General features: G+C 47.1%; 28 protein-coding genes, 1 tRNA gene and 1 pseudogene. 26 read left to right on the top strand and 4 right to left on the bottom strand.

Annotated elements, in window-relative coordinates; all coding sequences use genetic code 11:
* From J7K79_RS05395 to yqeH, 10 genes are all read left to right on the top strand, one after another.
* A partial coding sequence (locus J7K79_RS05395) for an FtsW/RodA/SpoVE family cell cycle protein (protein ID WP_296905967.1) occupies window positions 1-410 on the top strand: 410 nt, incomplete at its 5' end.
* A 49-nt stretch (window positions 411-459) separates the two neighbouring features.
* A complete protein-coding gene (locus tag J7K79_RS05390; RefSeq protein ID WP_296905964.1) occupies window positions 460-1,098 on the top strand; it encodes a hypothetical protein in 639 nt (212 codons plus the stop codon).
* Between the two features lie 16 nt (window positions 1,099-1,114).
* Window positions 1,115-2,485, top strand: coding sequence for a PEGA domain-containing protein (locus J7K79_RS05385; RefSeq protein ID WP_296905961.1), 1,371 nt, complete (start codon window positions 1,115-1,117; stop codon window positions 2,483-2,485).
* A 34-nt stretch (window positions 2,486-2,519) separates the two neighbouring features.
* Complete coding sequence (locus J7K79_RS05380) at window positions 2,520-3,281, top strand: response regulator (protein WP_296905958.1); 762 nt, start codon at window positions 2,520-2,522, stop codon at window positions 3,279-3,281.
* A 1-nt stretch (window position 3,282) separates the two neighbouring features.
* Window positions 3,283-4,197, top strand: coding sequence for a glutamate formimidoyltransferase (gene ftcD / locus J7K79_RS05375; protein WP_296905955.1), 915 nt, complete (start codon window positions 3,283-3,285; stop codon window positions 4,195-4,197).
* Window positions 4,194-4,649 carry a 23S rRNA (pseudouridine(1915)-N(3))-methyltransferase RlmH gene (locus tag J7K79_RS05370; protein WP_296905952.1) on the top strand — a complete coding sequence of 152 codons (456 nt, stop codon included), beginning with the start codon at window positions 4,194-4,196 and terminating at the stop codon, window positions 4,647-4,649. Before ftcD ends, J7K79_RS05370 begins: the two co-directional genes overlap by 4 nt.
* 16 nt (window positions 4,650-4,665) lie before the next feature.
* Window positions 4,666-6,027 carry a hemolysin family protein gene (locus tag J7K79_RS05365; protein ID WP_296905949.1) on the top strand — a complete coding sequence of 454 codons (1,362 nt, stop codon included), beginning with the start codon at window positions 4,666-4,668 and terminating at the stop codon, window positions 6,025-6,027.
* Window positions 5,969-6,364, top strand: a complete 396-nt coding sequence (cdd, locus tag J7K79_RS05360; RefSeq protein ID WP_296905946.1) for a cytidine deaminase — start codon at window positions 5,969-5,971, stop codon at window positions 6,362-6,364. The genes J7K79_RS05365 and cdd overlap by 59 nt, the downstream gene beginning before the upstream one ends.
* The gene (gene era, locus J7K79_RS05355) at window positions 6,360-7,256 is read left to right on the top strand and encodes a GTPase Era (RefSeq protein ID WP_296905970.1); all 897 of its coding nucleotides are present in this window, start codon (window positions 6,360-6,362) and stop codon (window positions 7,254-7,256) included. Before cdd ends, era begins: the two co-directional genes overlap by 5 nt.
* Window positions 7,257-7,271: 15 nt before the next feature.
* On the top strand, window positions 7,272-8,363 hold the full coding sequence (gene yqeH, locus J7K79_RS05350) for a ribosome biogenesis GTPase YqeH (RefSeq protein ID WP_296905943.1): 1,092 nt from the start codon (window positions 7,272-7,274) through the stop codon (window positions 8,361-8,363).
* Here yqeH and dnaJ read toward each other — a convergent pair.
* The 3 genes from dnaJ to hrcA are packed head-to-tail and all read right to left on the bottom strand — an operon-like array spanning window position 8,360 to window position 11,009.
* Entirely contained in the window at window positions 8,360-9,472 is a 1,113-nt protein-coding gene (gene dnaJ / locus J7K79_RS05345; RefSeq protein ID WP_296905940.1) for a molecular chaperone DnaJ, read from the bottom strand. The two genes, yqeH and dnaJ, sit on opposite strands and share 4 nt — an antisense overlap.
* A 6-nt stretch (window positions 9,473-9,478) precedes the next feature.
* The gene (locus J7K79_RS05340; RefSeq protein WP_296905936.1) at window positions 9,479-9,985 is read right to left on the bottom strand and encodes a nucleotide exchange factor GrpE; all 507 of its coding nucleotides are present in this window, start codon (window positions 9,983-9,985) and stop codon (window positions 9,479-9,481) included.
* A 4-nt stretch (window positions 9,986-9,989) separates the two neighbouring features.
* Window positions 9,990-11,009 carry a heat-inducible transcriptional repressor HrcA gene (hrcA, locus tag J7K79_RS05335; RefSeq protein ID WP_296905933.1) on the bottom strand — a complete coding sequence of 340 codons (1,020 nt, stop codon included), beginning with the start codon at window positions 11,007-11,009 and terminating at the stop codon, window positions 9,990-9,992.
* Between the two features lie 125 nt (window positions 11,010-11,134).
* Between hrcA and J7K79_RS05330 the strand changes: the two genes are divergently transcribed.
* The 11 genes from J7K79_RS05330 to secF all read left to right on the top strand — a co-directional run bounded on the left by J7K79_RS05330 (window position 11,135) and on the right by secF (window position 19,909).
* Window positions 11,135-11,221, top strand: a tRNA-Leu gene (locus tag J7K79_RS05330).
* Between the two features lie 48 nt (window positions 11,222-11,269).
* Window positions 11,270-12,277: an L-threonylcarbamoyladenylate synthase gene (locus J7K79_RS05325; RefSeq protein WP_296905931.1), complete on the top strand. Its 1,008-nt coding sequence runs from the start codon at window positions 11,270-11,272 to the stop codon at window positions 12,275-12,277.
* A 9-nt stretch (window positions 12,278-12,286) separates the two neighbouring features.
* Window positions 12,287-13,753: a cell wall metabolism sensor histidine kinase WalK gene (locus J7K79_RS05320; protein WP_296905929.1), complete on the top strand. Its 1,467-nt coding sequence runs from the start codon at window positions 12,287-12,289 to the stop codon at window positions 13,751-13,753.
* Window positions 13,722-14,579, top strand: coding sequence for an HDOD domain-containing protein (locus tag J7K79_RS05315; RefSeq protein WP_296905927.1), 858 nt, complete (start codon window positions 13,722-13,724; stop codon window positions 14,577-14,579). The genes J7K79_RS05320 and J7K79_RS05315 overlap by 32 nt, the downstream gene beginning before the upstream one ends.
* A gap of 12 nt (window positions 14,580-14,591) precedes the next feature.
* Window positions 14,592-14,978 carry a 30S ribosome-binding factor RbfA gene (rbfA, locus tag J7K79_RS05310; protein WP_296905925.1) on the top strand — a complete coding sequence of 129 codons (387 nt, stop codon included), beginning with the start codon at window positions 14,592-14,594 and terminating at the stop codon, window positions 14,976-14,978.
* Window positions 14,975-15,904, top strand: a complete 930-nt coding sequence (gene truB, locus J7K79_RS05305) for a tRNA pseudouridine(55) synthase TruB (RefSeq protein ID WP_296905922.1) — start codon at window positions 14,975-14,977, stop codon at window positions 15,902-15,904. The genes rbfA and truB overlap by 4 nt, the downstream gene beginning before the upstream one ends.
* A gap of 4 nt (window positions 15,905-15,908) precedes the next feature.
* Window positions 15,909-16,775: a riboflavin biosynthesis protein RibF gene (gene ribF, locus J7K79_RS05300; protein ID WP_296905920.1), complete on the top strand. Its 867-nt coding sequence runs from the start codon at window positions 15,909-15,911 to the stop codon at window positions 16,773-16,775.
* 20 nt (window positions 16,776-16,795) lie between these two features.
* Window positions 16,796-17,299, top strand: a complete 504-nt coding sequence (locus J7K79_RS05295; protein ID WP_296905918.1) for an ECF transporter S component — start codon at window positions 16,796-16,798, stop codon at window positions 17,297-17,299.
* A complete protein-coding gene (gene yajC, locus J7K79_RS05290) occupies window positions 17,292-17,633 on the top strand; it encodes a preprotein translocase subunit YajC (protein WP_296905916.1) in 342 nt (113 codons plus the stop codon). The genes J7K79_RS05295 and yajC overlap by 8 nt, the downstream gene beginning before the upstream one ends.
* A gap of 3 nt (window positions 17,634-17,636) precedes the next feature.
* Window positions 17,637-19,034: a protein translocase subunit SecD gene (secD, locus tag J7K79_RS05285; RefSeq protein WP_296905915.1), complete on the top strand. Its 1,398-nt coding sequence runs from the start codon at window positions 17,637-17,639 to the stop codon at window positions 19,032-19,034.
* Complete coding sequence (gene secF, locus J7K79_RS05280) at window positions 19,031-19,909, top strand: protein translocase subunit SecF (RefSeq protein ID WP_296905913.1); 879 nt, start codon at window positions 19,031-19,033, stop codon at window positions 19,907-19,909. The genes secD and secF overlap by 4 nt, the downstream gene beginning before the upstream one ends.
* A gap of 21 nt (window positions 19,910-19,930) precedes the next feature.
* On the opposite strand, the gene J7K79_RS05275 is transcribed toward secF, so the two are convergent.
* A complete protein-coding gene (locus tag J7K79_RS05275; RefSeq protein WP_296905911.1) occupies window positions 19,931-20,995 on the bottom strand; it encodes a glucose-1-phosphate thymidylyltransferase in 1,065 nt (354 codons plus the stop codon).
* A gap of 81 nt (window positions 20,996-21,076) precedes the next feature.
* Between J7K79_RS05275 and rplI the strand changes: the two genes are divergently transcribed.
* The 5 genes and pseudogenes from rplI to J7K79_RS05250 form a co-directional block, all read left to right on the top strand.
* Window positions 21,077-21,526, top strand: coding sequence for a 50S ribosomal protein L9 (gene rplI, locus J7K79_RS05270; protein ID WP_296905908.1), 450 nt, complete (start codon window positions 21,077-21,079; stop codon window positions 21,524-21,526).
* Window positions 21,523-22,365 (top strand): ribonuclease Z, encoded by an 843-nt coding sequence (gene rnz / locus J7K79_RS05265; protein ID WP_296905905.1) that lies wholly within the window; start codon window positions 21,523-21,525, stop codon window positions 22,363-22,365. Before rplI ends, rnz begins: the two co-directional genes overlap by 4 nt.
* 11 nt (window positions 22,366-22,376) lie before the next feature.
* Complete coding sequence (locus J7K79_RS05260; RefSeq protein WP_296905903.1) at window positions 22,377-22,799, top strand: NfeD family protein; 423 nt, start codon at window positions 22,377-22,379, stop codon at window positions 22,797-22,799.
* A gap of 12 nt (window positions 22,800-22,811) precedes the next feature.
* Window positions 22,812-23,732, top strand: a complete 921-nt coding sequence (locus J7K79_RS05255; protein WP_296905901.1) for an SPFH domain-containing protein — start codon at window positions 22,812-22,814, stop codon at window positions 23,730-23,732.
* A pseudogene (locus J7K79_RS05250) lies at window positions 23,729-24,033 on the top strand (hypothetical protein); the annotation flags it as partial. The gene J7K79_RS05255 and the pseudogene J7K79_RS05250, both read left to right, overlap by 4 nt.

Raw genomic sequence — 24,033 nt, 5'->3', positions numbered from 1 at the left:
CGATCGGAGCCGGCGGGTTCTTTGGGACGGGCTACATGAAGGGAAGGGCAAATTTGATGGGGTACGTTCCTGTCTCGCACACGGATTTCATCGTGTCTGTCATTGGAGAAGAGTTCGGGTTTTTGGGAATTGTATTTCTTCTTGCGCTCTTTGGCCTTCTCTTCTTTGAGGTCTCAAGATGGATTTTGAACGTGAAGGACGAATACTGGGAGATCCTCATGGTTTCCTCGTGCGGGCTCGTCTGGTTCCATGTCTTCGAGAACGTTTCGATGAACCTGGGGTTTCTTCCCGTCACGGGAGTTCCTCTACCTTTCATCAGTTATGGCGGTACGTCCACCCTCATGTTCTCTTTCATTGCTGGCCTCATCCTGAAAGGAATAGCGGTGGCAAGGATCGAAAAGAAAGCTTGAAGAACCTCTTTTTTCCTTTCGAAGTCTTAGACAGAAAGGGGGAATGTTTATGAAAAGATTTTTCCTCTTGTCGGTGGTTCTGGTAGCCCTTGCGTCCTGTGTTCCTCTATCCTTTCTGGAAGAAAAACACGAGTTCATCGTGGAAGTGGTGGGAGATAAGTATCTGAATGATGTTAAAGATTGGTACCAGACATCTTACAGTGATTACTGGGTTCAGGAACATCCCGTGGTGGTTCTCTATTATGATGGCTCAGGACCTTACTCCGAGAGACAGGAGTTTTACTCGAAAGAAAAAGATTTCGTTGCCGCAGGCGGAGAGATCGTGGATACGAATAATCTGAAGAACAACTTAAACAAAACCTGGAGCAGTTACACACCGATCTACGATGTGGATGTGTGGTGGCAAGTCGACGCAGATGAGTGGCAGGCTCGCGTAAGGTCACTTTCACGTCTTGAGCTTGTTGACAACAAGGTGTTCTTAATGGAATTCAAGAAAAGTGATGAATACTTTCTTGTTCAATCTATAACGGAGCCGAGTCATGATTCAGAGAAAGATGTTTACCACCTTGGACGGCTCAAGAGAGACAGTATTCATGGTTTTGCAGTCTTCGTTCAGGAGGTACCAAGCAAGATAACTCTTGTATCAAACACGAAAATTCTCGGTGCGGAAGTTGTGTGGCCAGAATAACAGGGAGGTGTAACTCATGAGGAGATACTTGTTGCTCTTGCTTGTCCTCGCTTCGATTCTTTCTTTTTCGTTCAACATGAAAAATATCATCATCTTCCCCGAGAAACCATACTTCACCGTGGACGTGTGGCTCAACAAACCAGAAGGGTCCGTCTACAATGTGGGAGAAAGGATTGAAATTTTTGTAAAGCCTTCAAAAGATGCCTACATTCTGGTCTACGATATCAACGTCGATGGGAAAGTGACTCTCATTTTTCCGAACAAGTACGAGAGCAATAACTTCGTCAGGGCGAACACGATCAAAAAGATTCCGTCTAAATCAACCTACTCACTCAGGGTTTCTCCTCCTTACGGGAAGGAATTCGTTCAGGTGATTGCCAGTACAACCCCTATCCCCATCTTCAAAGAGCTAGAAAAGCTCGGCACGACGCGTATGTTTCCCACTTTGTCCAACAACGTGGAGGAGTACGTCCAGAAGAAGCTGAAACCGTTCCTTAGGGGTGAATGGGTCTCCGACACCACCTACTTCTACGTGGGAAAAGCCCCTTCTTTTGGAGCACTGATCGTCGAGTCTGATCCTCCGGGAATGACGGTCTACGTGGACGGCTCGTATAGAGGAAAAGCTCCTGTCACAATGACGGTAGATGAGGGAACGCACTACATAACGGTCTACTTTGAAAACTACACCTTTTACAAGGAAGTGTATGTGAGAGAAAATCAGACGGTACGTGTGATCGCCAAACTCCCACTCGCACAGCTTTCGCTCAGTTCTTCACCGAGCGGTGCGGACGTGTACATAAACGGAGACTACAGGGGAGAGACACCGCTAATGTTGAGTCTTTCACCTGGGGGCTACACCGTAACCTTCAGAAAAGAAGGTTACCGCGAAGAGACTCGCTACATCACCCTCAGCATGGGAGAGTCCCGATCCATTCACGTTGATTTGAAACCACTTCAGGCGACTTTGAAACTGAGGACGGATCCCAGTGGTGTGGACGTCTACATAGAGGGAAAGTACGTTGGAACAACTTCCGAAAACGGTCTGATCCTCGTTCTGGATCCTGGAACTTACAGAATAAGACTGGAAAAGGAAGGATATGAAACGGAAATCTTCATGGTGGAACTGGAAACCGGAGAAGAGACGAATGTGTTTAAAGAGCTCGAAGAAAAGGTTATTTTTTCCGAGGTCAGAATAGAGACACAGCCATCCAAAGCTACCGTGTATCTCAACGGATACTACCACGGCGAAACACCTGTTACCATTTACATTCAAACCGGCACATACGAGATCACAGTTGTCAAACCTGGCTACAGGACGATCGTCAGAACGGTGAGCTTCGACGAGAAAGAAGAATACCTCAAATTCATCCTGACCAAGATCGAATGATCGATGATAAAATGGTGATGAGGAGGGTTGAAGGATGGCAGCAACGGTCATGGTAGTGGACGAATCAAAGATCACCTTCCTGGCTGTGAAGAACGCCCTTGAGAAGGAAGGGTGCAGGGTTCTGTGGGCAAGAAACGGACAGGAAGCCATTTCGAACCTCCGTAGAGAACATGTAGACCTTGTTTTCGTGGATATCTTCGAAGGTGAGAAGAGCTTGAACCTGATAAGGGAGATACGTGAAAGTTTTCCTAACACAAAAGTCGCCGTCCTGAGCGCTTATGTTGACAAAGACCTTGTTGTCAATTCGGTGAAGGCCGGAGCAATTGACTACATTCTGAAACCCTTCAAACAAGACTATTTCCTCGGCAGGGTGAAGAGGATACTGTCTTCCCCTGGAATATCGAGGGTATCCGTTTCTGTCAGGAGAAACATCGAAGACTTAGAAATAACCCTGAGGTTCGAAGACATCGTGAGAAAGGAGATAAAACGCTGTAGCAGAGCAGGTGGGCACTTTTGTATCATGTACGTTAGATTCAACGGTATAATGAGAGATTACGAAGCGATCAAGAAGTTCTTTAGGGAGACAGACTACATCCTGCCGATCTCCGCCAGCGAATACGTCTTCGTTCTGACACTAACCGGCAAACATGGAATCACCGCCGTCACTAGAAGGATGAAAGAGAAGCTTTCACAGAGTTTTGAACATGCCTATGTGTGCTATCCAGACGACGGGAAGACCTACGAAGAGTTCATTCTTCTGTTGAAGAACAGGATAGCAGAGTTAGGGGGGAAGTGAGTTGAAGCTGATAGAATCTGTGCCGAACTTCAGCGAGGGGAGAAGAAGGGAAATCGTCGAGAAGATAGTGGCTGAAGCCGAAAAGTACGACAGAGTTTGGATCCTTGACTGGTCCATGGATGCGGATCACAACAGGTCGGTCGTTACGCTCGTGGGAGAGCCTGAAAACCTCGTAAACGCTCTCTTTGACATGACCAAAAAGGCGGTGGAGTTGATTGACTTGAGGAATCACACGGGGCAACATCCGAGAATGGGGGCGGCAGACGTCATTCCTCTTGTCCCTCTCTACAACATAACAATGGACGAATGTGTTCAATATTCGAAGATCCTGGGAAAGAGAATAGGTGAAGAGCTTGGGGTTCCGGTTTATCTGTACGAAAAGTCCGCCACACGCCCGGAAAGGGAGAACCTTGCGAACATCAGGAAGGGTGAGTTCGAAGGATTCTTCGAGAAGATGAAAGATCCCAGGTGGAAGCCAGACTTTGGGCCGGATCGCGTTCATCCCTCCGCTGGAGTAACGGCAGTCGGGGCCAGAGAATTTCTCATTGCCTTCAACGTAAACCTCGGAACTAGGGACGTGAGGATAGCGGAGAGGATAGCAAGGGCGATCAGGTTTTCGAGTGGTGGTCTCAGGTATGTTAAAGCGATAGGAATTGAGCTGAAAGAGAGAGGGATTGTGCAGGTATCTATAAACATCACCGATCACAAAAAAACCCCCCTGTACCGTGTCTTCGAGATGATAAAGATGGAAGCCGAACGTTACGGTGTTCCTGTTTTGAGTTCCGAAATAGTGGGGTTGTTTCCACTGGAGTCTCTCCTGAAGACAGTTTCGTACTATTTGAGAACGAATCTCAGCAGTAAAAAGGTTATAGAATCGAATCTGCTCGACATCCTGGTCAAGGAAGCTGGAAGATGAAGATAAGAATCGTTGTGGGTGGAAAGCTGGACGATTTCATAAAGATGGGGATAGACCATTACATGAAATTTCTCAGGCGATTTTGTAAAATCGAAATTATCGAGTTAAAGCGCGTTCACAGGGGAAACGTTGAGGAGATCGTAAAGAAAGAAACTGAGGAATTGAAAAAGAGGGTGTTACCCGGCAGTTTGATGGTAGTTATGGACAGAAGGGGTGAAAACCTCTCTTCAGGGGAGTTTGCCGGGTTTTTCAAAGAGGTTGAGTTGAAGGGGAAAGATGTCACAATCTTGATCGGTGGGCCTTATGGGTTGAGCGATGAGATATTCTCCGAGGCCCACCGTGTTTTTTCCCTGTCGAGGATGACCTTCACCCACGGAATGAGTGTCCTCATAGTTTTGGAACAGGTGTTCAGGGCGTTTAAAATACTACGTGGAGAGAGCTATCATTACTGATGGAGGTGGAACGGAAGTGGAAGACCCTGTCAGTAGTATATTGACACTCGGTCTTGAAGGCGTGCTTCTGGTTTTCCTGATCTATCTCTCCAACTTCTTCTCTTCCTCGGAAACCGCACTGACTCTCATGAGCAAGGTGAAGATCAAGGAATTCTTGGAAAAGAAGGAGGAAGAATCGGAAAAGGAAAGTTATATCCATCTCTTCAACAAATATCTCACAACGATCTTGATAAGTAACAACCTCGTCAACCTCTTTGCCTCGTCCATTTCCACCTTGATCTTTCTGAACCTTCTCAGAGGCATGAGTGAAGAGTTCGTAGCGGTGGTTTCCACTCTCTTCATCACTGCCATTCTGCTCATATTCGGAGAGATCACCCCGAAGGTCGTGGCGAGAGCCGAGCCCGAACGCATCTTCCACAGATCGATAGGAGCGGTCAGATCGCTCACTAAGATCTTCGATCCGGTCGGGAGAGTTCTGGTGAAGATCTCCGATGGTATCATCGCCCTGAGACACGGAAAGAAAGTATCCGAAGACCTGTTCATCACTGAGGAGGACATCGTCTCAATCGTCCAAGTCGGAGGCGAGATGGGGGTCATAGAACAGGAAGAAGAAAGGATAGTGAAGCGCGCCTTCGAGATGAAACAGATAGCCGTCAAGGAGATAATGACACCCCGCGTTGACATTGTGGCGATAGAGGAAAACCAGACAGTGAAGGATCTCATTGAACTGATAGAGGACGAGGGGTATTCCAGAATACCTGTTTACAGGGAGACTATAGACAACATCGTAGGGGTTTGTTACGCCAAGGATGTTCTTTCGATCCTGGCGGAGAAAGATTACGGAGAGGTAAAGAACATGAAGGTGAAGGATATAATGAGGAACGCTCTCTACGTGCCGGAGACCATGAACATAGATGAGCTTTTGAAGATCCTCAAGTCGAAAAAGATCCACATAGCGATAGTCGTGGACGAGTACGGTGGAACAGCTGGTATCGTCACTCTCGAAGACATAATGGAGGAGCTCTTCGGTGATATCATGGACGAGTACGACTACGACGAGGTGTCTGGTATAAAGGAGATAGGGGAAAAGACCTACATCGTCGATGGAAGCACTCCCATAAACGATCTGGAGATAGAGCTGAGGATCCAGTTCCCCCAGACGGAGTACGAAACGATAGCGGGGTACCTTCTTGAACACTTCAAGAGGATACCGAACGTTGGCGAGGAAGCCGTCATCGGTGATCTGTACTTCAAGGTGCTGGCAGTTGGTAAAAACAGAATAGAGAAAGTCATGATAAAGGTCCTGGAGGGGAGAAGAGATGGAACCGGAGAAACTGGTGGAGATAGCTCTGAGAGCTCGGGAAAGGGCGTACGCTAAGTATTCCGGGTTCAGGGTGGGAGCCGCCCTTCTCACAAAGAGCGGAAGGGTGTTCACGGGTGTGAATGTGGAGAACGCGTCCTACGGCCTTACCGTGTGTGCGGAAAGAGTGGCCGTGTTCAAAGCGATCTCTGAGGGTGAAAGAGAATTTGTTGCGATTGCCATAGCTTCTGATTCCTCTGAGAAGACGGTACCCTGCGGAGCCTGTAGACAGGTGCTCTACGAGTTCTCCGAGGATATGGATGTGATCATGGCGAACAGGAACAGAGACTATGAAATAGTGAAGCTGAAGGACCTTCTACCGAAGGGATTCAAACTGGGAGGTGAGGAGCATTAAGTCAGGGTTCGTCGCACTGGCCGGAAAACCGAACGTTGGAAAGTCCACTTTCATAAACACCGTTTTTGGCAGGAAAGTTGTGATCGTATCCGATAAACCTCAAACCACCAGAAACAGGATAAACTGTATCTACACCGACGATGACGCACAGATCATATTCGTGGACACCCCGGGCATACACAAGCCACTCCATCGTCTTGGAGAGTACATGGTGAAGGCCGCTGTTCAGGCTCTCAAGGGGGTGGAACTGGTACTCTTCATGCTCGATGCCGCCGATGGATTCACAAAGACAGACGAGCGCGTGGCAAACATCGTAAATGAATCCAAAACCAAGACCATTCTGGCAGTGAACAAAATAGACGTGGCGGGAGAAGAGAAGGCAAAGTCTGTGGGCGAGCTGGCGAAGAGCAGAGTGGAGAACATCGTTTCGGTGCACTACATCTCCGCTCTGAAAGGAATCGGTGTTTCGGAGGTCCTGGAGAAGATAAAGGAAGAGCTCCCGGAGGGTCCACAGTACTATCCGGAGGATATGGTAACGGACAGACCATTTTCTTTCATGGCAGCCGAGATCATAAGGGAGAAAATCTTCCACCTCACCCACCAAGAGGTACCCCACTCCGCGGCGGTGGTAATAGAGGAAGTGAAAGACAGGCCAAACGGGGTCCTTTACATTCGAGCAACCATATACGTAGAACGTGAATCACAGAAGGGAATTCTCATAGGAAAGGGTGGAAGCATGATAAAGAAAATAGGCACGCTGGCTCGAGAGGAGATCGAGTTCCTCGCTGGGAGGAAAGTGTTCCTCGATTTGAACGTGAAGGTGAAAGAAAAATGGAGAGAAAAGGACTTCATAATTCTTCAGGAAATCGGCCTGAAACACGACATCAAATGAACGAGGTGATTTCTCGTGAGATGTCCCGGTTGTGGGGCAAACATACAGTTCGAAGATCCCAAAAAACCGGGGTACATTCCAAGAGAGGTTTTTGAAAAAAGACTTGAAGAAGGAAAGGAAATCCTGTGTCAGCGGTGTTTTCGAATAAAACATTACGGCAAACTGGAACCCATTGAGTACGATTGGGATTTCAGAAACCAGTTGAAATCTTACCTCGGTGGTTTCGATGTGGTCCTGTGGGTGATCGATATCTTCGATTTCGAAGGTACGTACAGAGAAGACATAGCAAGCCTGTTGAGAGGAAAAGACGTCGTTTACGTGATCAACAAGCTCGATCTCCTTCCCAGAGCGGTCACGGTGAAGGAAGTGAAGGAGTGGGTGAAGGGAAGAATAAAAGTAAAGGATCCTGAAAAGATAAGGATAGTGAGTGCTGAGAAGGACTACGGTTTGAAGTCACTGGTGAAACTGCTTGCACGGTTGGCTGACAAGGCACTGGTGATAGGAGTGACGAACGTGGGGAAATCCTCTCTTCTGAACAAGATATGCACCCACGAGAACACCATCAGCTCGTTTCCAGGAACGACCCTTGGAATACTGAGAAGGAAGGTGAAGAGCGCAAATCTGTATCTTTACGATACTCCCGGTATCATGACGAAAGACAGGATGCTTGACCTCCTGGATCCGGAGTGTCAGAAAACGATTTTACCAAAGGAAGAACTTTCCCGGAAAACGTTCAAACCAGAGAAGAACAGAACGATCTTCATGGGAGGATTGTGCCGTTTTGACATCGACTACGAAACAGAGAGAAGACCCATATTCTTGCTTTTCTCTTCCAGAGAAGTCACTTTCCACGAGACGAAAAGAGAGAGAGCGGATGAACTGATGAGGAACAGACTGGGAGATCTTTTGAAGCCACCTTGCTCAAAGGCAAAGTACGAAGATTTCAAGTGGAAGAAGGAGAGGTTCGTTCTGAAAGAAGGGGAAGAACTGATGGTGGCGGGACTGGGGTGGTTGAGCGTCAGAAGAGGACCCCTGACAGTGGAAGTTACCGTCCCGGAAAACGTGAAGCTCGTTGTGAGAGAAGCCCTGGTGAATCCAAATCGTTAAGCAACAGGAATACCTCTTTTTTTTGCCAGATCCTCCAGGATCTTTCTTTCCTCTCTTGAAAGGCTCTTTGGAATTTCAACGTGTACGTTGACAAGGAGATCACCTCTCCTGCCGTATTCACTCGGTAGACCTTTCCCCTTCAGTCGGAAAACCGTTTCGGGCTGTGTTCCAGGTGGTATCTTCAACATGGTTGTTCTACCCTCGGGAAGCGGGACTTCGATGGTCGTTCCCAAGATCGCCTGGAGGTAATCTATCGTGATGTCGTATACTAGATCTTTTCCGGATTTCCTGAACCTGCTGTCGGGTCTCACTCGTACAGTGATCACCAGATCACCGTAAGGCCCTCCATAATAACCCGCGTTACCCCCGCCGGGTATTCTCAGACGCGCACCGTCTTCCACGTTTGGTGGTATTTTTACCGTTCTTCGCACCTTTCTCAAAACCCTTCCACTTCCTCTGCATTCGTGACACAGATCGCGAGGAACTTTACCTGTTCCACCACATTCGTCGCAGGTCCTTTCACTGACGAAATATCCAAAGAACGACCTTCTCTCTTCTCTGATCCTTCCCGTTCCACCACAACGAGGACAATCAATGTATCCTGAATTCGGCTCCACACCTGTTCCACCACATCTTGGACACGTCTCATACCTTTCGTACTCGATGGGGATCTCCACTCCGTTGATCAAGTCGGAGAGACTTACCTCTACGGTGTAGTGTATGTCTTCTCCCTTTCGGGCGTATTCTCTCCTCTCCCTTTGACGGGACTCTTCACCGAAGAACACGTCGAATATGTCTCTGTTGAATATGTTTTCAAACTCCCTGAATACGTCTTCGAAGAAGCCACCACCGGTTTCTGCTTCGTGGCGAATGGGTTGTTCTCCCACGTATCCAAAACGATCGTACATGGCTCTCTTCTGAGGATCGATGAGGACTTCGTAAGCTTCCTGGATCTCTTTGAAGCGCTGTTCAGCCTCTTTTCTGTTCTCCGGATGCCTATCGGGATGCCACTCTTTCACCAATCTTTTGTACGCCCTTCTTATTTCTTCCTGTGTGGCGTTCCTTGGAACGCCGAGAATTTCGTAGTAATCTTTCCTTTCTCGTTTCATAAGGAATCACTCCTTTTTACTAGAAGATTCCTCTTCCTTCTTTCTCGGTTTCACAGCCACCTTCACTTTCGCCGGTTTCAGAACCTTCCCATGGAATTTGTAACCGTTTTCCACCACTTCGAGAACGGTGTACTCCTCCACATCGTCCGTTTCGACCCTTTCAACTGCCTCGTGTTCGAACGGATCGAAGGTCTTGCCCACTTGAATCTTCACAAGTCCCTCTTTCTCAAGGGTGTTCAGGAGCTTCTTGTAGATCAACTTCACACCCTCGTAGAAGGATTTTCTGTGCTCTCCTTGGTTCAAGGCCCTTTCGAAGTCATCGAGTATGGGAATCAGTTTTGAGATGAGATATTCATTTGCGTTCCTTATGAGTTCTCTTTTCTCCTGGGCAACCTCTTCCCGGTAATTTTCGTACTCGGCCTTCAACCTTTTAGCGTACTCCTCGAGCTCTCTGTATTTTTCTTTCAATTCTTCACATTCCTGGGAAAGGTTTTTTCTTTCTTTTTCAGACATTCTATCACCTCCTGGCCGCCGAAGTGAAATATTCTGAAAGTCGATTCAGCACATAGCTAAAGATTTTGTGGTTCCTGTCGTACCTGGTGACTTTCGAGGTGAAGAGATGAACACTCCCGATCGGTGATGGGCCTTTGTAATATCTACCGGAGAAAACGGCAAACTTTTCCAACTTTTTTTTGCCGATCTCTTTTCCTATCTTCACTGTCACATCTTCATCATTCTTTACCAGGCTTTCCAGAAACTGGTAGTCCTTGGTCTCTTCTAAAAGGTGCTTTATGTCTTCCAAAGAAAGTGCTTCATCCTTCAAAAGATTTTCAAAACCAACGTCCATGTATCTTTCCAGTTTTTCGCTTATCACAGACTCTATTAGTTTGAGAATACCACTCCCTCTGAGGATTTCCACCTTTCCAGTCAGTACATCTCCTATGGTTTTCCCTTTCAAAAGAAAATTCAGCTGTTTTTCTATCCCTTCCCAGTTCAAATTCTCATGGGTTCTGATGGGAGTGATCTTCGATATACCGAGTTCTGTCAGCATGGAGAAAATCAGGTAGTCTTCAGATACCGGTATGAGCATCACTCTGAGTATTTTCAAATCCCTGGGATTAGGTCTTTCTATGAGCGCATACCCTTCACTCAACCGGGCAAGGAGACTCCCAGCCAGAAGCAGAACCTTTTCTGGGTCTGCAAGCGGGATGGATTTGAAGGTATCCACTTCCAGGTTCAGTTCTTCAGTTTCCTTTGAGAGTTTCACCATTTCCTCGTAGTAGAATCTGAGTCCTTTATCCGTTGGAACTCGGCCTGCAGAGGTGTGCGGTTGGTATATGTAACCAAGGTATTCCAGTTTCTTCATATCATTTCTTATGGTAGCGCTGCTAAAATTTATATTGCTTACCTCGAGAACTCTCTGTGAACTGACTGGTTTTCTGTTTTCTATGTACTCTTTCACTATGCAGTAAAGTACTTTTCTTTGCCGATCGTTCAGTCTTTTCTGGAATTTACTCTTGTTCGAGAGTCTTCTCATTTTTAGCACTCCTTTCTTTCGAGTGCTAATAATAGTTTAGCACACATCTTGGGAGAATTCAAGGGCGTGAGAGAAAACGAAGGACTTGATTTCCAGATGAAAAATTGCTACCATATTATACAGGAGCCGAGGTGGCGGAATGGCAGACGCGGCTGACTCAAAATCAGCTGGGGGATAGCCCCGTGCGGGTTCAAGTCCCGCCCTCGGCACCAGAAGGGGCTCCATGAGCCCCATTTGTTTTTAATGAGGGAGGTTGATCGATGACCAAAGTTGTGAAAGTGAATCCCGTCTTTCCCAGCGAAGAGTCTTTGAAGGAAGCGGTTGATCTTCTGAAAGGAGGAGAGGTCGTTGTTTTTCCAACAGAGACTGTTTACGGAATAGGAGCAGACGCTTACAACGAGAAGGCGTGTAGGAAGATCTTCGAGATCAAGGGAAGACCTGCGGACAACCCTTTGATAGTCCACATATGTTCCTTCTCGCAACTCGATGAAGTGGCGAGCGGATACGAATCTTTCATCGACTTCCTGAAGAGGTTCTGGCCTGGCCCTTTAACAGTCATACTCCCAAAAAGATCTCAACGGATCCCCCCTGTGGTTACCGCGGGACTTCCCACGGTGGCTGTGAGAATGCCGGCCCATCCGGTTGCATTGAAGTTGATAGAAATGCTGGGTGATCCCATCGCTGCTCCAAGTGCGAATCTATCTGGAAGACCCAGTGCGACGAACGTGGACCACGTTGTAGAGGATTTCATGGAACGGGTGAGATTGATACTAGACGCGGGAAACACACTGTTCGGCCTGGAGTCTACCATAATAGATCTATCCAGGGAAAAGCCCCTTCTTTTGAGACCGGGACCTGTAGAGATCGAAAGATTGAAAGAGATCTTTCCAAGCCTTGTTGTACCGGATTCTGTGAAGAAGGGTGTGTTCAAAGGAAAACCACTGGCACCGGGTATGAAATACCGCCACTATGCACCTTCAAAGCCGTTGGTACTCGTGGAAAATCTCGAGAAGATGGGAAATGTTCTGGAAGAATTTCCCAATCACGTTGTGATATGTGTTGAAGAGAGGAAGGATCTGTACAATGACAGGATTGTTATGGGCTCTTTGAAAAATCCCTACAGCATAGCTCAGAACATGTTCGCGGCCCTCAGAGAAGCAGAAAAGAGTGGAAAAAAGTATATAATTGTTGAGGGACTGGAGGAGAGGGGAATACTCCTCGCAGTGATGAATCGACTGAGAAAAGCAGCCTCCAAGATTGTGAGGTGAACTGTTTAGATGGATAAAACCCAGGGACGAACTGATAAGTTGCTTTTGCTTCTTTCTATATTGATAATGGAGTTTTCCAATGCGAGAGAAGAGAAAGACGTTCTTCTCAGTTTGTTGAACCTCGTGAAAAAAGTCGTTGATGTGAGTGATCTGGTTCTAATCGACGAAAACAAACAGGTCGTGCTGGGAGGAATCCTGGATGTTTCAAAATTTGAGGAGTTCATAGACTGGTCCACAAAACAAGCGTCTCCTGCTTTCGTGGAGGAGATGGGGAAGTACATTGGGATCATTCCCCTGGTCAAACTCGATAGGTCCTTTGGAAGCCTGATAGTCTTCATGGATCATCAACCTTCAATGGAAGAGATGGAGATCTTCAGGATTTTTTCATTCCTTTCCGCGATTGTTCTAGAAAACATCAAGCTTTATCGTGAACTAGAAAAAACTTATGATTACGTGAACACCATTCTCAACAACCTTCCAGAAGGTATCTTTGTCTACTCGGGTGGGACAATACGCTTTCAAAACGAAAGGTTTGGAAAAGAAAACTTTCCAGAGAAAATCGTGAAGAAAGCGATGGAGATTTCAGAGGAGGCGATTTCACTTGGAGTGCAGAGAACAGGAGAAATCGAATCTGGAGACGAGTATTTTTCCATCACTTCCATACCATTGCTTTACAACGGTGAAATCCAGGCTCTGACGATTGTGGAAAACATCACGGCATCGAAAGAACTCGAAAGGTTAAAACGCATAGACAGGATGAAAACGGAGTTCGTTGCGAATATATCCCATGAACTCCGGACTCCTCTGACTGCTATAAAAGCTTACACGGAAACCATGTACAACAGCCTGGAAGAGCTCGACACGGATACTTTGAAGGAATTTCTGGAAGTGGTGCTGGATCAGAGCAATCATCTTGAAAGCCTCCTCAATGAACTCCTCGACTTTTCTAAACTCGAGAGAAAGGCGCTGCAGATAAAAAGGGAAAGAACCAACATTTGTGACTTGGTAGAAAGCGCCGTAAGTGCTATCAAAGAATTTGCATCTTCTCGGGGTGTGAGAGTATTTTTCGAGAAGAGGATTCCCTGTGTTGAGGTAGAAGTCGATCCAAAGAGAATGAAACAGGTTCTCTTGAATCTTCTGAGCAATGGTGTGAAGTATTCGAAAAAGGACGAGCCGGAAAAGTACGTGAAGATAGTGCTCGACGGGAACAAAGATGGGGTTCTCATCGTTGTGGAGGATAACGGTATAGGGATACCAGAACACGCCAGGGAGAAGATTTTCGAGCAGTTTTACAGGGTTGATTCTTCTTTAACTTACGAAGTTCCCGGAACGGGTTTAGGACTTGCCATCACGAAAGAGATAGTGGAATTGCACGGTGGGAAAATCCGGGTTGAAAGTGAGGAGGGGAAGGGGTCCAGGTTTTTCGTATGGATCCCGATTGACCATGGCATTGAAGCTGATCGACAAGATACTTGAGGGTATTGACAAACTTCCATCTCCAAACATTGTTGTGCAGAGGATAGTAGCTGTGTGTTCAAAACCGGATGCTTCCTCCTCGGAAGTGGCTAACACTCTCATGATGGATGCGAGTCTCAGCGCCAGGGTTTTGAAACTCGCAAACTCTGCTTATTACGGTATTCCACGGAAAATAACAACCCTGAGCGAAGCTGTCATGATCCTGGGATTCAAAACTGTGAGGAACCTCGCTTTGAGTGTTTTCACGTATGATATGGTCTTCAAGAACAGATCCTCCAGTGTCGACAGAGAAAGACTTTGGGAACATTTCATTGCAACGGCCGTTGCTTCAGAAACTGTTGCGGAAACAGTTGGTTATCCGTTGAAAGAGGAGATCTTCATAGCGGGGCTGCTTCACGATATAGGAAAGGTGGTTTACGATTTTCTCCTCTCCGAAATCCTAGAGATGGAGGTCAAAATCGCCCAGAAATTGAAAAAGAACCTGATCGAAGTGGAAGAAGAGCTTGAGGTCCCTTACCACACCGAGGTTGGGGCAAAACTTCTGAGAAGTTGGAATTTCCCGGACCTCCTTGTTTATTCCGCAGATTATCACCACAACGTTAACGCGAATCCTAACGAGCTGTTTCTCAATCAGGTGTCGATGGTTCACATCGGAGACGTTCTGGCAAACCTCATGATAAGGGGTGCGTCTCTTTCTTGGGGAGATCCCGTTCTTTCCCCTTTCGCTCTGAATGCACTCAGGCTGAAGCCCCGAGTTGTTCTGAAAATTCTTGAGAGATCCAAGAAGAAGTATGAAAGAGCAAAGGAATTTTTGAAGCTGGACTAGGAGGTGAGAAGAATGCATCCGATCTATAGAAAGGCAATGCTGGAATCAGAGATACAAAAGCTTTTAACTGAGGCTCTTCGACAGTTGAGAGACCCGCGTTTGAGAAAAGAGTTTGTGACCTTCTCCCGAGTTGAGCTTTCAAAAGACAAGAGATACGCTGATGTTTACGTCAGTTTTTTGGGAAAGCCTGAAGAACGAAAGGAAGCGGTGGAAATATTGAACAGAGCGAAAGGCTTTTTCAGAACCTATGTAGCGAAGAACCTGAAACTCTACGTTGCCCCAGAGATACGTTTTTACGAGGACAGAGGAATAGAGGCGAGTGTCAGGGTTCATCAGCTGTTGAACCAATTGGGATTCGATCCGTTCAAGCGTGAGGAAGAGGGGGAGGTCAAAGAATGAAGCACGGAATCTTCGTGGCGTACAAACCGAAAGGACCAACTTCGCACGACGTAGTGGATGAAGTACGGAAGAAGTTGAAAACGCGGAAGGTGGGCCATGGTGGGACCCTGGATCCTTTCGCCTGCGGTGTCCTTGTCCTGGGTGTGAACCAGGGAACACGGATTCTTGAGTTTTACAAGGATCTGAACAAGGTGTACTGGGTGAAGATGAAACTTGGTTTGATCACAGAAACATTCGACATAACGGGAGAAGTTGTTGAAGAAAGGGAATGCAACGCTACGGAAGAGGAAATAAAGGAGGCCATCTTTTCTTTTGTGGGGGAGTACGACCAGGTTCCTCCAGCTTACTCTGCCAAGAAGTACAGAGGTGAGCGACTCTACAAACTGGCAAGAGAAGGCAAAATCATAAGACTTCCCCCGAGGAGGGTGAAGGTCTTCAAAATTTGGGATGTGGTGATAGAAGAGGAGGTCGTTTCGTTCAGGGTAGAAGTTTCACCTGGAACTTACGTGAGGTCTCTTTGTATGGACATCGGGTACAAGCTAGAGTGTGGGGCCACCGCTGTGGAGCTCGTGAGGGAAAGGGTGGGACCGTACACACTCGAAGAGAGCCTGAACGTCTTTGAGGCAGCACCGGAAGAAATAGAAAAGAGAGTGATTCCAATGGAAAGATGCCTGGAGTGGCTACCCCGGGTGGTGATCTACCAGGATTTTGCCAAAAAGATCCTCAGCGGGTCTCAGGTGTTTCTAGAGATGTTGAAGGAGTGGGGAGAGTTCAAAAAAGAAGATACGGTGAGAGTGTTCGATGAAGTGGGAAACCTCCTGGCACTCGCGGAGGCGGAAAGAAACTCCTCTTTTTTGTACACGCTGAAGAGACAAAGAAGAAACGAACGAGTTTTGAAACTGAAAAAGGTTTTCAACATGGGGTGAAAGAATGATCGTCAGCATCGGAGTTTTCGATGGAGTACACGTTGGACATCGTAGGGTTCTCGAAAAGCTCAGAGAAGTGGCCTTTTCAAAGAAGATGTCAACACTTGTGTTTACCATTTCCCACCCTCCTGAATGTTTTTCACCCGATTTTCCGGGACTTTTACTACCAATAGAAGAGAGAGTGAGAATTCTCTCGCTATACTCGAGGGTGGTCGTGCTCGATTTTTTCCAGATCAAAGATCTGTCACCGAAACAATTCCTCGAGAAATACATGTCGGGTGTCTCTGGAGTGGTCATCGGGAAAGATTTCAGGTTCGGAAAGGGTGCAAAAGGAGACGCCTCCTTTTTGAAGAAAAGCGGCTTGGAAGTGTACGAAGTGGCTGACACGATTGTCAACGGAAGAAAAGTGAGCAGTTCTCTGATCAGAAAGCTCGTCCAGGAAGGAAGGGTGGAAGAAGTTCCTCTTTATCTTGGCAGATACTATGAGATAACAGGGATCGTTTACAGGGATAGACAGTTTGGAAGAAAGTTGGGGTTTCCAACTGCTAACATCGACAGAGGAAAAGAAAAACTCGTGGATTTGAGAAACGGAGTGTACCTTGTAAGGGCGCATCTGCCAAATCGGGAAGAAAAATTCGGCGTCATGAACGTGGGTTTCAGACCCACCGTGGGCGATTCCAAACGGGTAAAGTACGAGGTTTACATACTGGATTTCGAGAAAGATCTGTACGGTGCTCATCTGAAAGTGGAGGTCTTGAGGTTCATCAGGCCAGAGAAAAGGTTCGATTCAATCGAAGAGTTAAAAACTACGATTGCTCAGGATGTTGAAATCGCAAAACGATTGATGGATGATATAATCAATTCGAAGTGATCTAAAAGGGGTGATACTGAATGAGAAAATTGACTTACACCGCCATGTGGCTTGCCGTTGGAGTTGCCCTTGCCTATCTTTTCCACCTGGTGAACCTTGGTAGGATGTTCCTGCCGCTTCATCTGGTAGCCATGCTCGCTGGAGCGACTTCTGGGGCTCTCATAGGTGGAATCGTTGGGGGACTCTTGCCAATTCTGTCATTTCTGACCATGGGAATGCCGCCTTTCCCAATGTTCCTGTTCATGGTTCCCGAGGTTTTCGTGTACGGTTTTATCCTGGGGGCGACGAAGGAGAGGAACATATTCCTCAGGATCATCATGGCGATACTCGCAGGTAGACTGGTTTATTCGGTGTCTTACTACGCTATAGGAGCGCTCATTGGGATAAAACTTCAACCGGTCACTTCGATACTTTTGAGCTTCACCACAGGGATTCCTGGTATCGTGCTTCAACTCGTCCTGGTTCCACTCGTCTACAGAAGACTTCAATTGATACTCGAGAAGGGAGGAAAGGAGAATGCCTGAGATCATCTACGCAGCAGCACCAGGTGCTTCGAATGGCAGCACTTCGGCCCCAGCAAGCAGTGGCTGGGGAAGTCTCCTCTTCATGCTTATATTCTTCATAGCGATCTTCTACTTTCTGATAATCCTCCCACAGAGGAGGAGAGAAAAGCAGTTCCAGCAGATGCTGAGTCAGTTGAGGCGCGGCGACGTGGTTGTCACGGCGGGAGGTATCGTGGGAAAAGTTATCGATATCAAAAAGGACACCATCAAAATCAAAACAGCCAATGCCACCGAACTGGAAATCACAAAGAGAGCCATATCTACTGTCATAAAGGAGAAAAATCAGGAGGGATAATCGATGAGGGGTGACAGGGTAAGGTTTGTGATAGTGTTGATTGTACTGGTTGGAGCTCTATTGGCCCTCTTCTGGCCCAGCAAGAAAGGATGGACGTCCAATATTCGCCTTGGGTTGGATATAAAGGGCGGTGCAAGGATAGAATATCTTGTCGAGGTGGAAGAGGGGACGGAAAATCCTTCTGATGTGGTCGATGATGTGTGGACCATCTTGAGGAACAGGCTCGATGCAGCCGGGTACACCGAAGCATCTGTAAAGAAGGTGTTCCGTGAGAACAAATCCTATATAGTCGTGGAAATACCCGGTGCGACCGACACCGTTCAGGCTGAAAGGCTCATAGGTTCGACAGGAGTGCTTTATTTTGCTCAGGTCCTGGACGAATACAACGGTGAAGATCCGTACAAGGTACCAGAGCTCTCTTTCGAAGCCAAGAGAGAAAAGGCAACGTGGCTCAAAGGAAGGAATGGAAAGTGGTATCTCGTGAAGAAAGAGATAATGGGAAGAAAAGATCTCGTCCTTGAGGCACCGCGGATCGTTTATGCCAGACCAGAAGTGGAAACAAGAACAGGAAGATACGGTTACAAAGTCTCGTTTGAGCTCGCCAAGGAATACGTGGAAAAGTTCAAAAAGATCACCCAGGCTCTCTACGTTCCTGAAGGAACCTACGACCCAAAGAGGAGGCTTGCGATTGTTTTGGACAACGTCGTTCAGTTCGCTGGACAAGTCGTTGCCATCATAACCGATGGGAAGGCCGAGATAACCGGGAATTTCTCCCTCGAAGAAGCGAAACAGCTTGCCGCCATTCTAAGAAGTGGTGCTTTACCTGCCAGGCTCGTGAAGACTTCGTCCGGTTGGGTGGCTCCGCTTCTTGGCCGTGATGTAGTCGACGCTTCTTTGAAGGCGGGGATAGTAGGTCTCATTCTCGTTCTTGCGTACATGCTGATCTATTACAGAACGATGGGAATCGTAGCAGACCTTGCTCTCATCTACAACACGATACTGCTCCTTGGTGTGATGGCGGCCGGTAAGTTCATACTCACCCTCCCCGGTATAGCCGGTATCATCCTCACCATCGGAACAACAGTAGATGGGAACGTGATCATATACGAAAGAATAAAGGAAGAGATGAGATCAGGAAAACCTGTTAAAACATCCATAGCAGCAGGTTTCGACAGATCACTTTCGACGATTCTGGATGCGAACATCACGACCATCCTCACCGGTCTCATACTCTATTACTTCGGAACGGGGACCATCAAGGGATTTGCCATTACGTTGATAATCGGCGTTCTCGGGAGCATGTTCGTGAGTCTTGTGTTCAGTAGACTTCTCCTCGATGGTCTTGCTCCTCTCATCAGATCGCCCCGGGTTGAGGAAGCGCAGGGAGGGAGCAAACGATGAGAAGAGAGATTGACTTCATGGGAAAGTCGAAGATCTTTATAACGCTTTCTCTGATTTTGATATCAGTTTCTCTTGTTTCGATATTCACGAAGGGATTCAACTTCGGAGTGGAGTTCACGGGTGGCTCTGAGATCGTTGTGCGCTTCGAAAACGTGAAGATCACAGAGACCGATATAAGAAGCGCTATCTCTCAGATTTCCGATGAATTCGCAACCGCCAGGATCGTTCAGGTGCGATCCGTCGGAGACCCTGCAAACGTTTTGAAGTATTCCATAGTCGTTCCCAAGACTTACGAACCAGATGAAAAACAAAGAGTCCAGAAAGAACTCGAAAGGCTTCTTCCGGGAAAAGTGGTTTCTTTTAACGAGATCAGCGGAACGGCGGCGGAGGAGATCAAAAGGGGTACGTGGACAGCCATTTTGGTGGCACTGGTGGTTCTCCTCATCTACATCACAGTCCGGTTCAGGTTCGTGTTCGGCGTGGCCGCGATCGTTGCCCTCATTCATGACGTTCTCATCACAATGGGATTCTTCTCCATCTTCGGATACGAGATCAACGTGGCCGCCGTTGCGGCTTTCCTTACATTGCTCGGCTACTCATTGAACGATACCATCGTACTTTCAGACAGGATCAGGGAGAACATGAGGAGATACCGTGGAAGGAGTATGATCAACATTGTGAACATGAGTATAAACCAGGTCCTCGCCAGAACCATCAATACCTCTCTCACCACGTTCTTCGTGGTCTTTGTCCTCCTACTGTTCGCAGGAAGCGCTGTAAAACCTTTTGCCTTTGGAATGACGATAGGAACGGTGGTGGGAACCTACTCTTCGTTGTACGTGGTCTCTCCCATCGTTGTGAAATGGTCGAAATAGGAGGGGCATCAAGCCCCTCTTTTAAAATTCCACCCTGCTCATGTCACCGAGTATGAGACTCAGACTCACAGGTCTTCTTGCAGAACTTCTAACCGAGACACCCTTTCCTAGGATGGAAGAGTCTATTCTTTTCTCTACACCCACTATAGAGCAATCGTCCATTACTATACTGTTTTCGATTTCGCAACTTTCCAAAACCACGTTGTTTCCAATGGAAGTGTACGGTCCTACGTAAGTGTCTTTTATGAGGCAGTTTTCGCCTATGACCACAGGCCCTCTGATCACTGAGTTGACAACTCTGGAGGATTTTCCCATCACCACTGTTCCCTGAATGGTGGTTTTATCATCTACTTCTCCGAGAATCTTTTCGTTTATCCCCAGGAGAATCCTTCTGTTGGCTTCCAGCAGATCATCGGGCTTTCCCGTATCTTTCCACCACCCATAGATGACATAACCTTTCACCTTTTCTCCTTTTTCTATGAGATACTCTATGGCATCGGTTATCTCTAGCTCACCCCTCCAAGAGGGTTTTATGTTCTCTATACCCTCGAAGATTTTGTTTCTGAAAAGGTACAATCCGACAATGGCAAGGTTACTCGGAGGAATCTTTGGTTTCTCAACGACCTTTACAACTCTGTCACCTTCCATCACAGCCACGCCGAAGTGGGTTGGGTCTTTGACCGGAGAGAGAAGAATGGAAGCGGTGTAGTCCGATCTTTCGAAATCTTTCACGAACTTTCCAAGATCTTCAAGAATGAGGTTATCTCCAAGATACATCATGAAGTCTTTGTCTCCAAGAAAGTTTCGGGATACCCAGACAGCGTGGGCAAGCCCTTTGGGTTCTTCTTGGACGATGTAGGTGATTTTCAGACCAAAAGGATTGTCTCCCACAATTCTTTTGAACTCTTCCGCGTTGTAAGGATTCACAACAACTCCCACTTCTTCAATCCCGGCTCGCGCAATGTTCTCCAAACTGTAGAAAAGAATGGGTCTGTTCGCAATGGGTATGAGATGCTTTGCAGTGGTGAATGTCAAGGGTCTGAGTCTGGTTCCTTTTCCTGCACAAAGCACTATCGCTTTCTTCACCTTCACACCTCCTCTGTCAAAATTATACCAATCGGCCCATGATAGAATAAGTAAGGAAAAACTATCAGGAGGTGAATGGTTTTGAAGGTGATACTTATAAAAGATGTTCCAAAGATCGGAAAAAAAGGTGAGATCAAAGAAGTTTCCGACGGATATGCCAGGAACTACCTCATCCCTCGTGGTCTTGCCAAAGAGTACACCAGGGGGCTCGAGAGGGCAATAGAGCATGAAAGAGAAATGGAAAGAAGAAAAAAAGAGCGCGAAAGAGAGGAAAGTGAGAGAATACTAAAAGAACTCAAAAAAAGGACCCATGTTATCAAGGTTAAGGCGGGTGAAGCCGGGAAAATCTTCGGGGCCGTCACGGCGACGACCCTAGCGGAAGAGATATCAAAACTCACCGGCTTGAACCTCGACAAGAAGTGGTTTAAACTGGACAAGCCCATAAAGGAAGTAGGAAAGTACTCTGTGGAGATGACTCTACCGGGCGGTGTTAAAGACACGATAGAGATCAGGGTGGAGAGAGAAGGATGAACATAATAGGGTTTTCGAAAGCCCTGTTTTCTACCTGGATCTACTACTCCCCGGAGCGGATCCTTTTCGATGCGGGAGAGGGAGTTTCCACCACTCTTGGGAGTAAAGTTTACGCCTTCAAGTACGTCTTCCTCACACATGGCCACGTGGATCACATAGCAGGACTGTGGGGAGTTGTGAACATAAGAAACAACGGAATGGGTGATAGAGAAAAACCACTCGATGTGTTCTATCCGAAGGGAAACAGAGCAGTTGAAGAGTACACCAGCTTCATAAAAAAGGCAAATCCCGAGCTTCGATTCTCCTTCAACGTTCATCCCCTGGAGGAAGGAGAGAGAGTGTTTCTCCGGGATGCTGGCGGTTTCAAGCGTTACGTTCAGCCATTCAGAACGAAGCACGTGGTGTCCGAGGTGAGTTTCGGATATCACATCTTCGAGGTTAGAAGAAAGCTGAAGAGGGAATTTCAGGGACTGGATAGCAGAGTGATCGCCAGATTGGTGAAAGAAAAGGGACGAGACTTTGTAACCGAAGAATACCACAAGAAAATACTAACTATCAGCGGTGACTCCCTGGCCCTCGATCCCGAGGAGGTGGAAGGAACAGAACTGCTCATCCACGAATGTACTTTCCTCGATCCCCGCGATCGGAGATACAAGAACCACGCCTCCATCGATGAGGTGATGGAAACGGTGAAGAAAGCAGGAATCAAGAGGGTGATTCTTTACCACATCTCCACGCGCTACGTGAGAAGTATCAAGACCACCATAAAAAAGTACAGAGAAATGTTGCCGAACGTGGAGATCATCTATATGGACCCGAGGAAAGTGTTCGAGATATGAGGGGGGATACTATGGAGGCATGGGTATTCTGGCTCATTCTCAGTATCATACTCATGGTAGCGGAAATCTTCACACCTACTTTTTTCATTTTCTGGTTTGGAGTGGGAGCGCTTGCAGCTTCATTGGTTTCTCTGCACCTGGGTGTTTACATTCAGATAATTGTCTTTGCTGTCGTTTCAATCGTTCTGGTTCTTTTCACTAGAAGGCTAGTTCAAAGCTGGGAATCGCCCAGAAAAATCCATGTAGAGGAGATCGTTGGAAAGGTGGCACTCGTTATTGAGACGATAAACAACAAAAAGGGAACCGGCCTTGTGAAGATCGATGGAGACGTGTGGAGGGCCTTTGCAGAAGATGATGAAGAAATCATCGAAAAAGGCGAACACGTAAGGATTCTGAAGGTGGAAGGAGCCCACGCCGTTGTGAAAAGAGTATGAGGAGGTGAGGACATGTTGATAGCTCTTGTCGTTATCGTTCTGTTCTTGGTGATCGTTGCCGCCAGTTCTCTGAGGATTGTACGTCCTTACGAGCGCGGTCTGGTGGAAAGACTTGGAAAGTTCAAAAGAGAAGTTGGAGCGGGAATACATTTCATCATACCGTTCTTCGAGCGGATGATAAAGGTCGATATGAGGGAAAAGGTGATCGATGTTCCGCCTCAGGAAGTGATAACGAGAGACAACGTGGTGGTAACCGTCGATGCCGTCATCTACTACGAGATCACAGACGCTTACAGAGTGGTTTACAACGTGAGAAACTTTGAAACGGCCACCATTAAGCTTGCTCAAACTAATCTCAGGAACGTGATAGGAGAGTTAGAACTGGATCAAACGCTCACTTCCAGAGAAAGGATAAACATGAAGCTCAGGACAGTTCTCGACGAGGCGACTGACAAGTGGGGTGTGAGGATCACCCGTGTTGAAATCAAAAAAATAGATCCTCCTCAGGATATCACAGATGCTATGAGCAAACAGATGAAAGCTGAAAGAACCAAAAGGGCTGCCATACTGGAGGCAGAAGGTTACAAGCAGGCACAGATCTTGAAGGCCGAAGGTGAGAAAAACGCGGCGATATTGAAGGCGGAAGGAGAGGCTGAAGCGATAAAGCGGGTCGCGGAGGCAAACATGCAAAGACTCATACTCGAAGCACGGGGACAGGCTGAGGCAATAAAACTCGTCTTCGATGCTATACACGAAGGGAAGCCAACGAAAGATCTTCTCACCGTCAAGTATCTCGAAACACTCAAAGAGATGGCGAATGGTCAGGCGACAAAGATATTCCTTCCGTTTGAGGCGAGCTCCATACTTGCAAGTTTAGGAGTCATATCAGAGATCTTCAAGGAAAAGAATGAAGGTAAGAGGGATGAGAAATGACGTGGTTTTTTGAGGGTCTTTTGTTTTGTGGGGTGGGATTCGCCACTTCGATATTCTTCTCTTACCTCTACCTCAAAGAGAGGGAGAAATTGGACCTCAACGCCTTCAGGATCTTCAACGAATTCACCATTTTGGGGCTTATCTTTTTGTTCTCGTGGGTTTTCAATCCCTTGGTCTTTCGACTACTGGTTGCTGTTCTCGCCGTGCTCTTCTTTCTGGGAGAATCTGCCCACTTCCTTATGGGTATAAACAAGCAGTACCGCATCATGTTTCTCTCCTTCGAATACGACGACAGGGAGTT

Source organism: Thermotoga sp. (assembly GCF_021162145.1).
GTDB lineage: Bacteria > Thermotogota > Thermotogae > Thermotogales > Thermotogaceae > Thermotoga.
The sequence above is the reverse complement of the archived record's forward strand: the minus strand, read 5'-3'. Positions and strand labels throughout refer to the sequence as shown.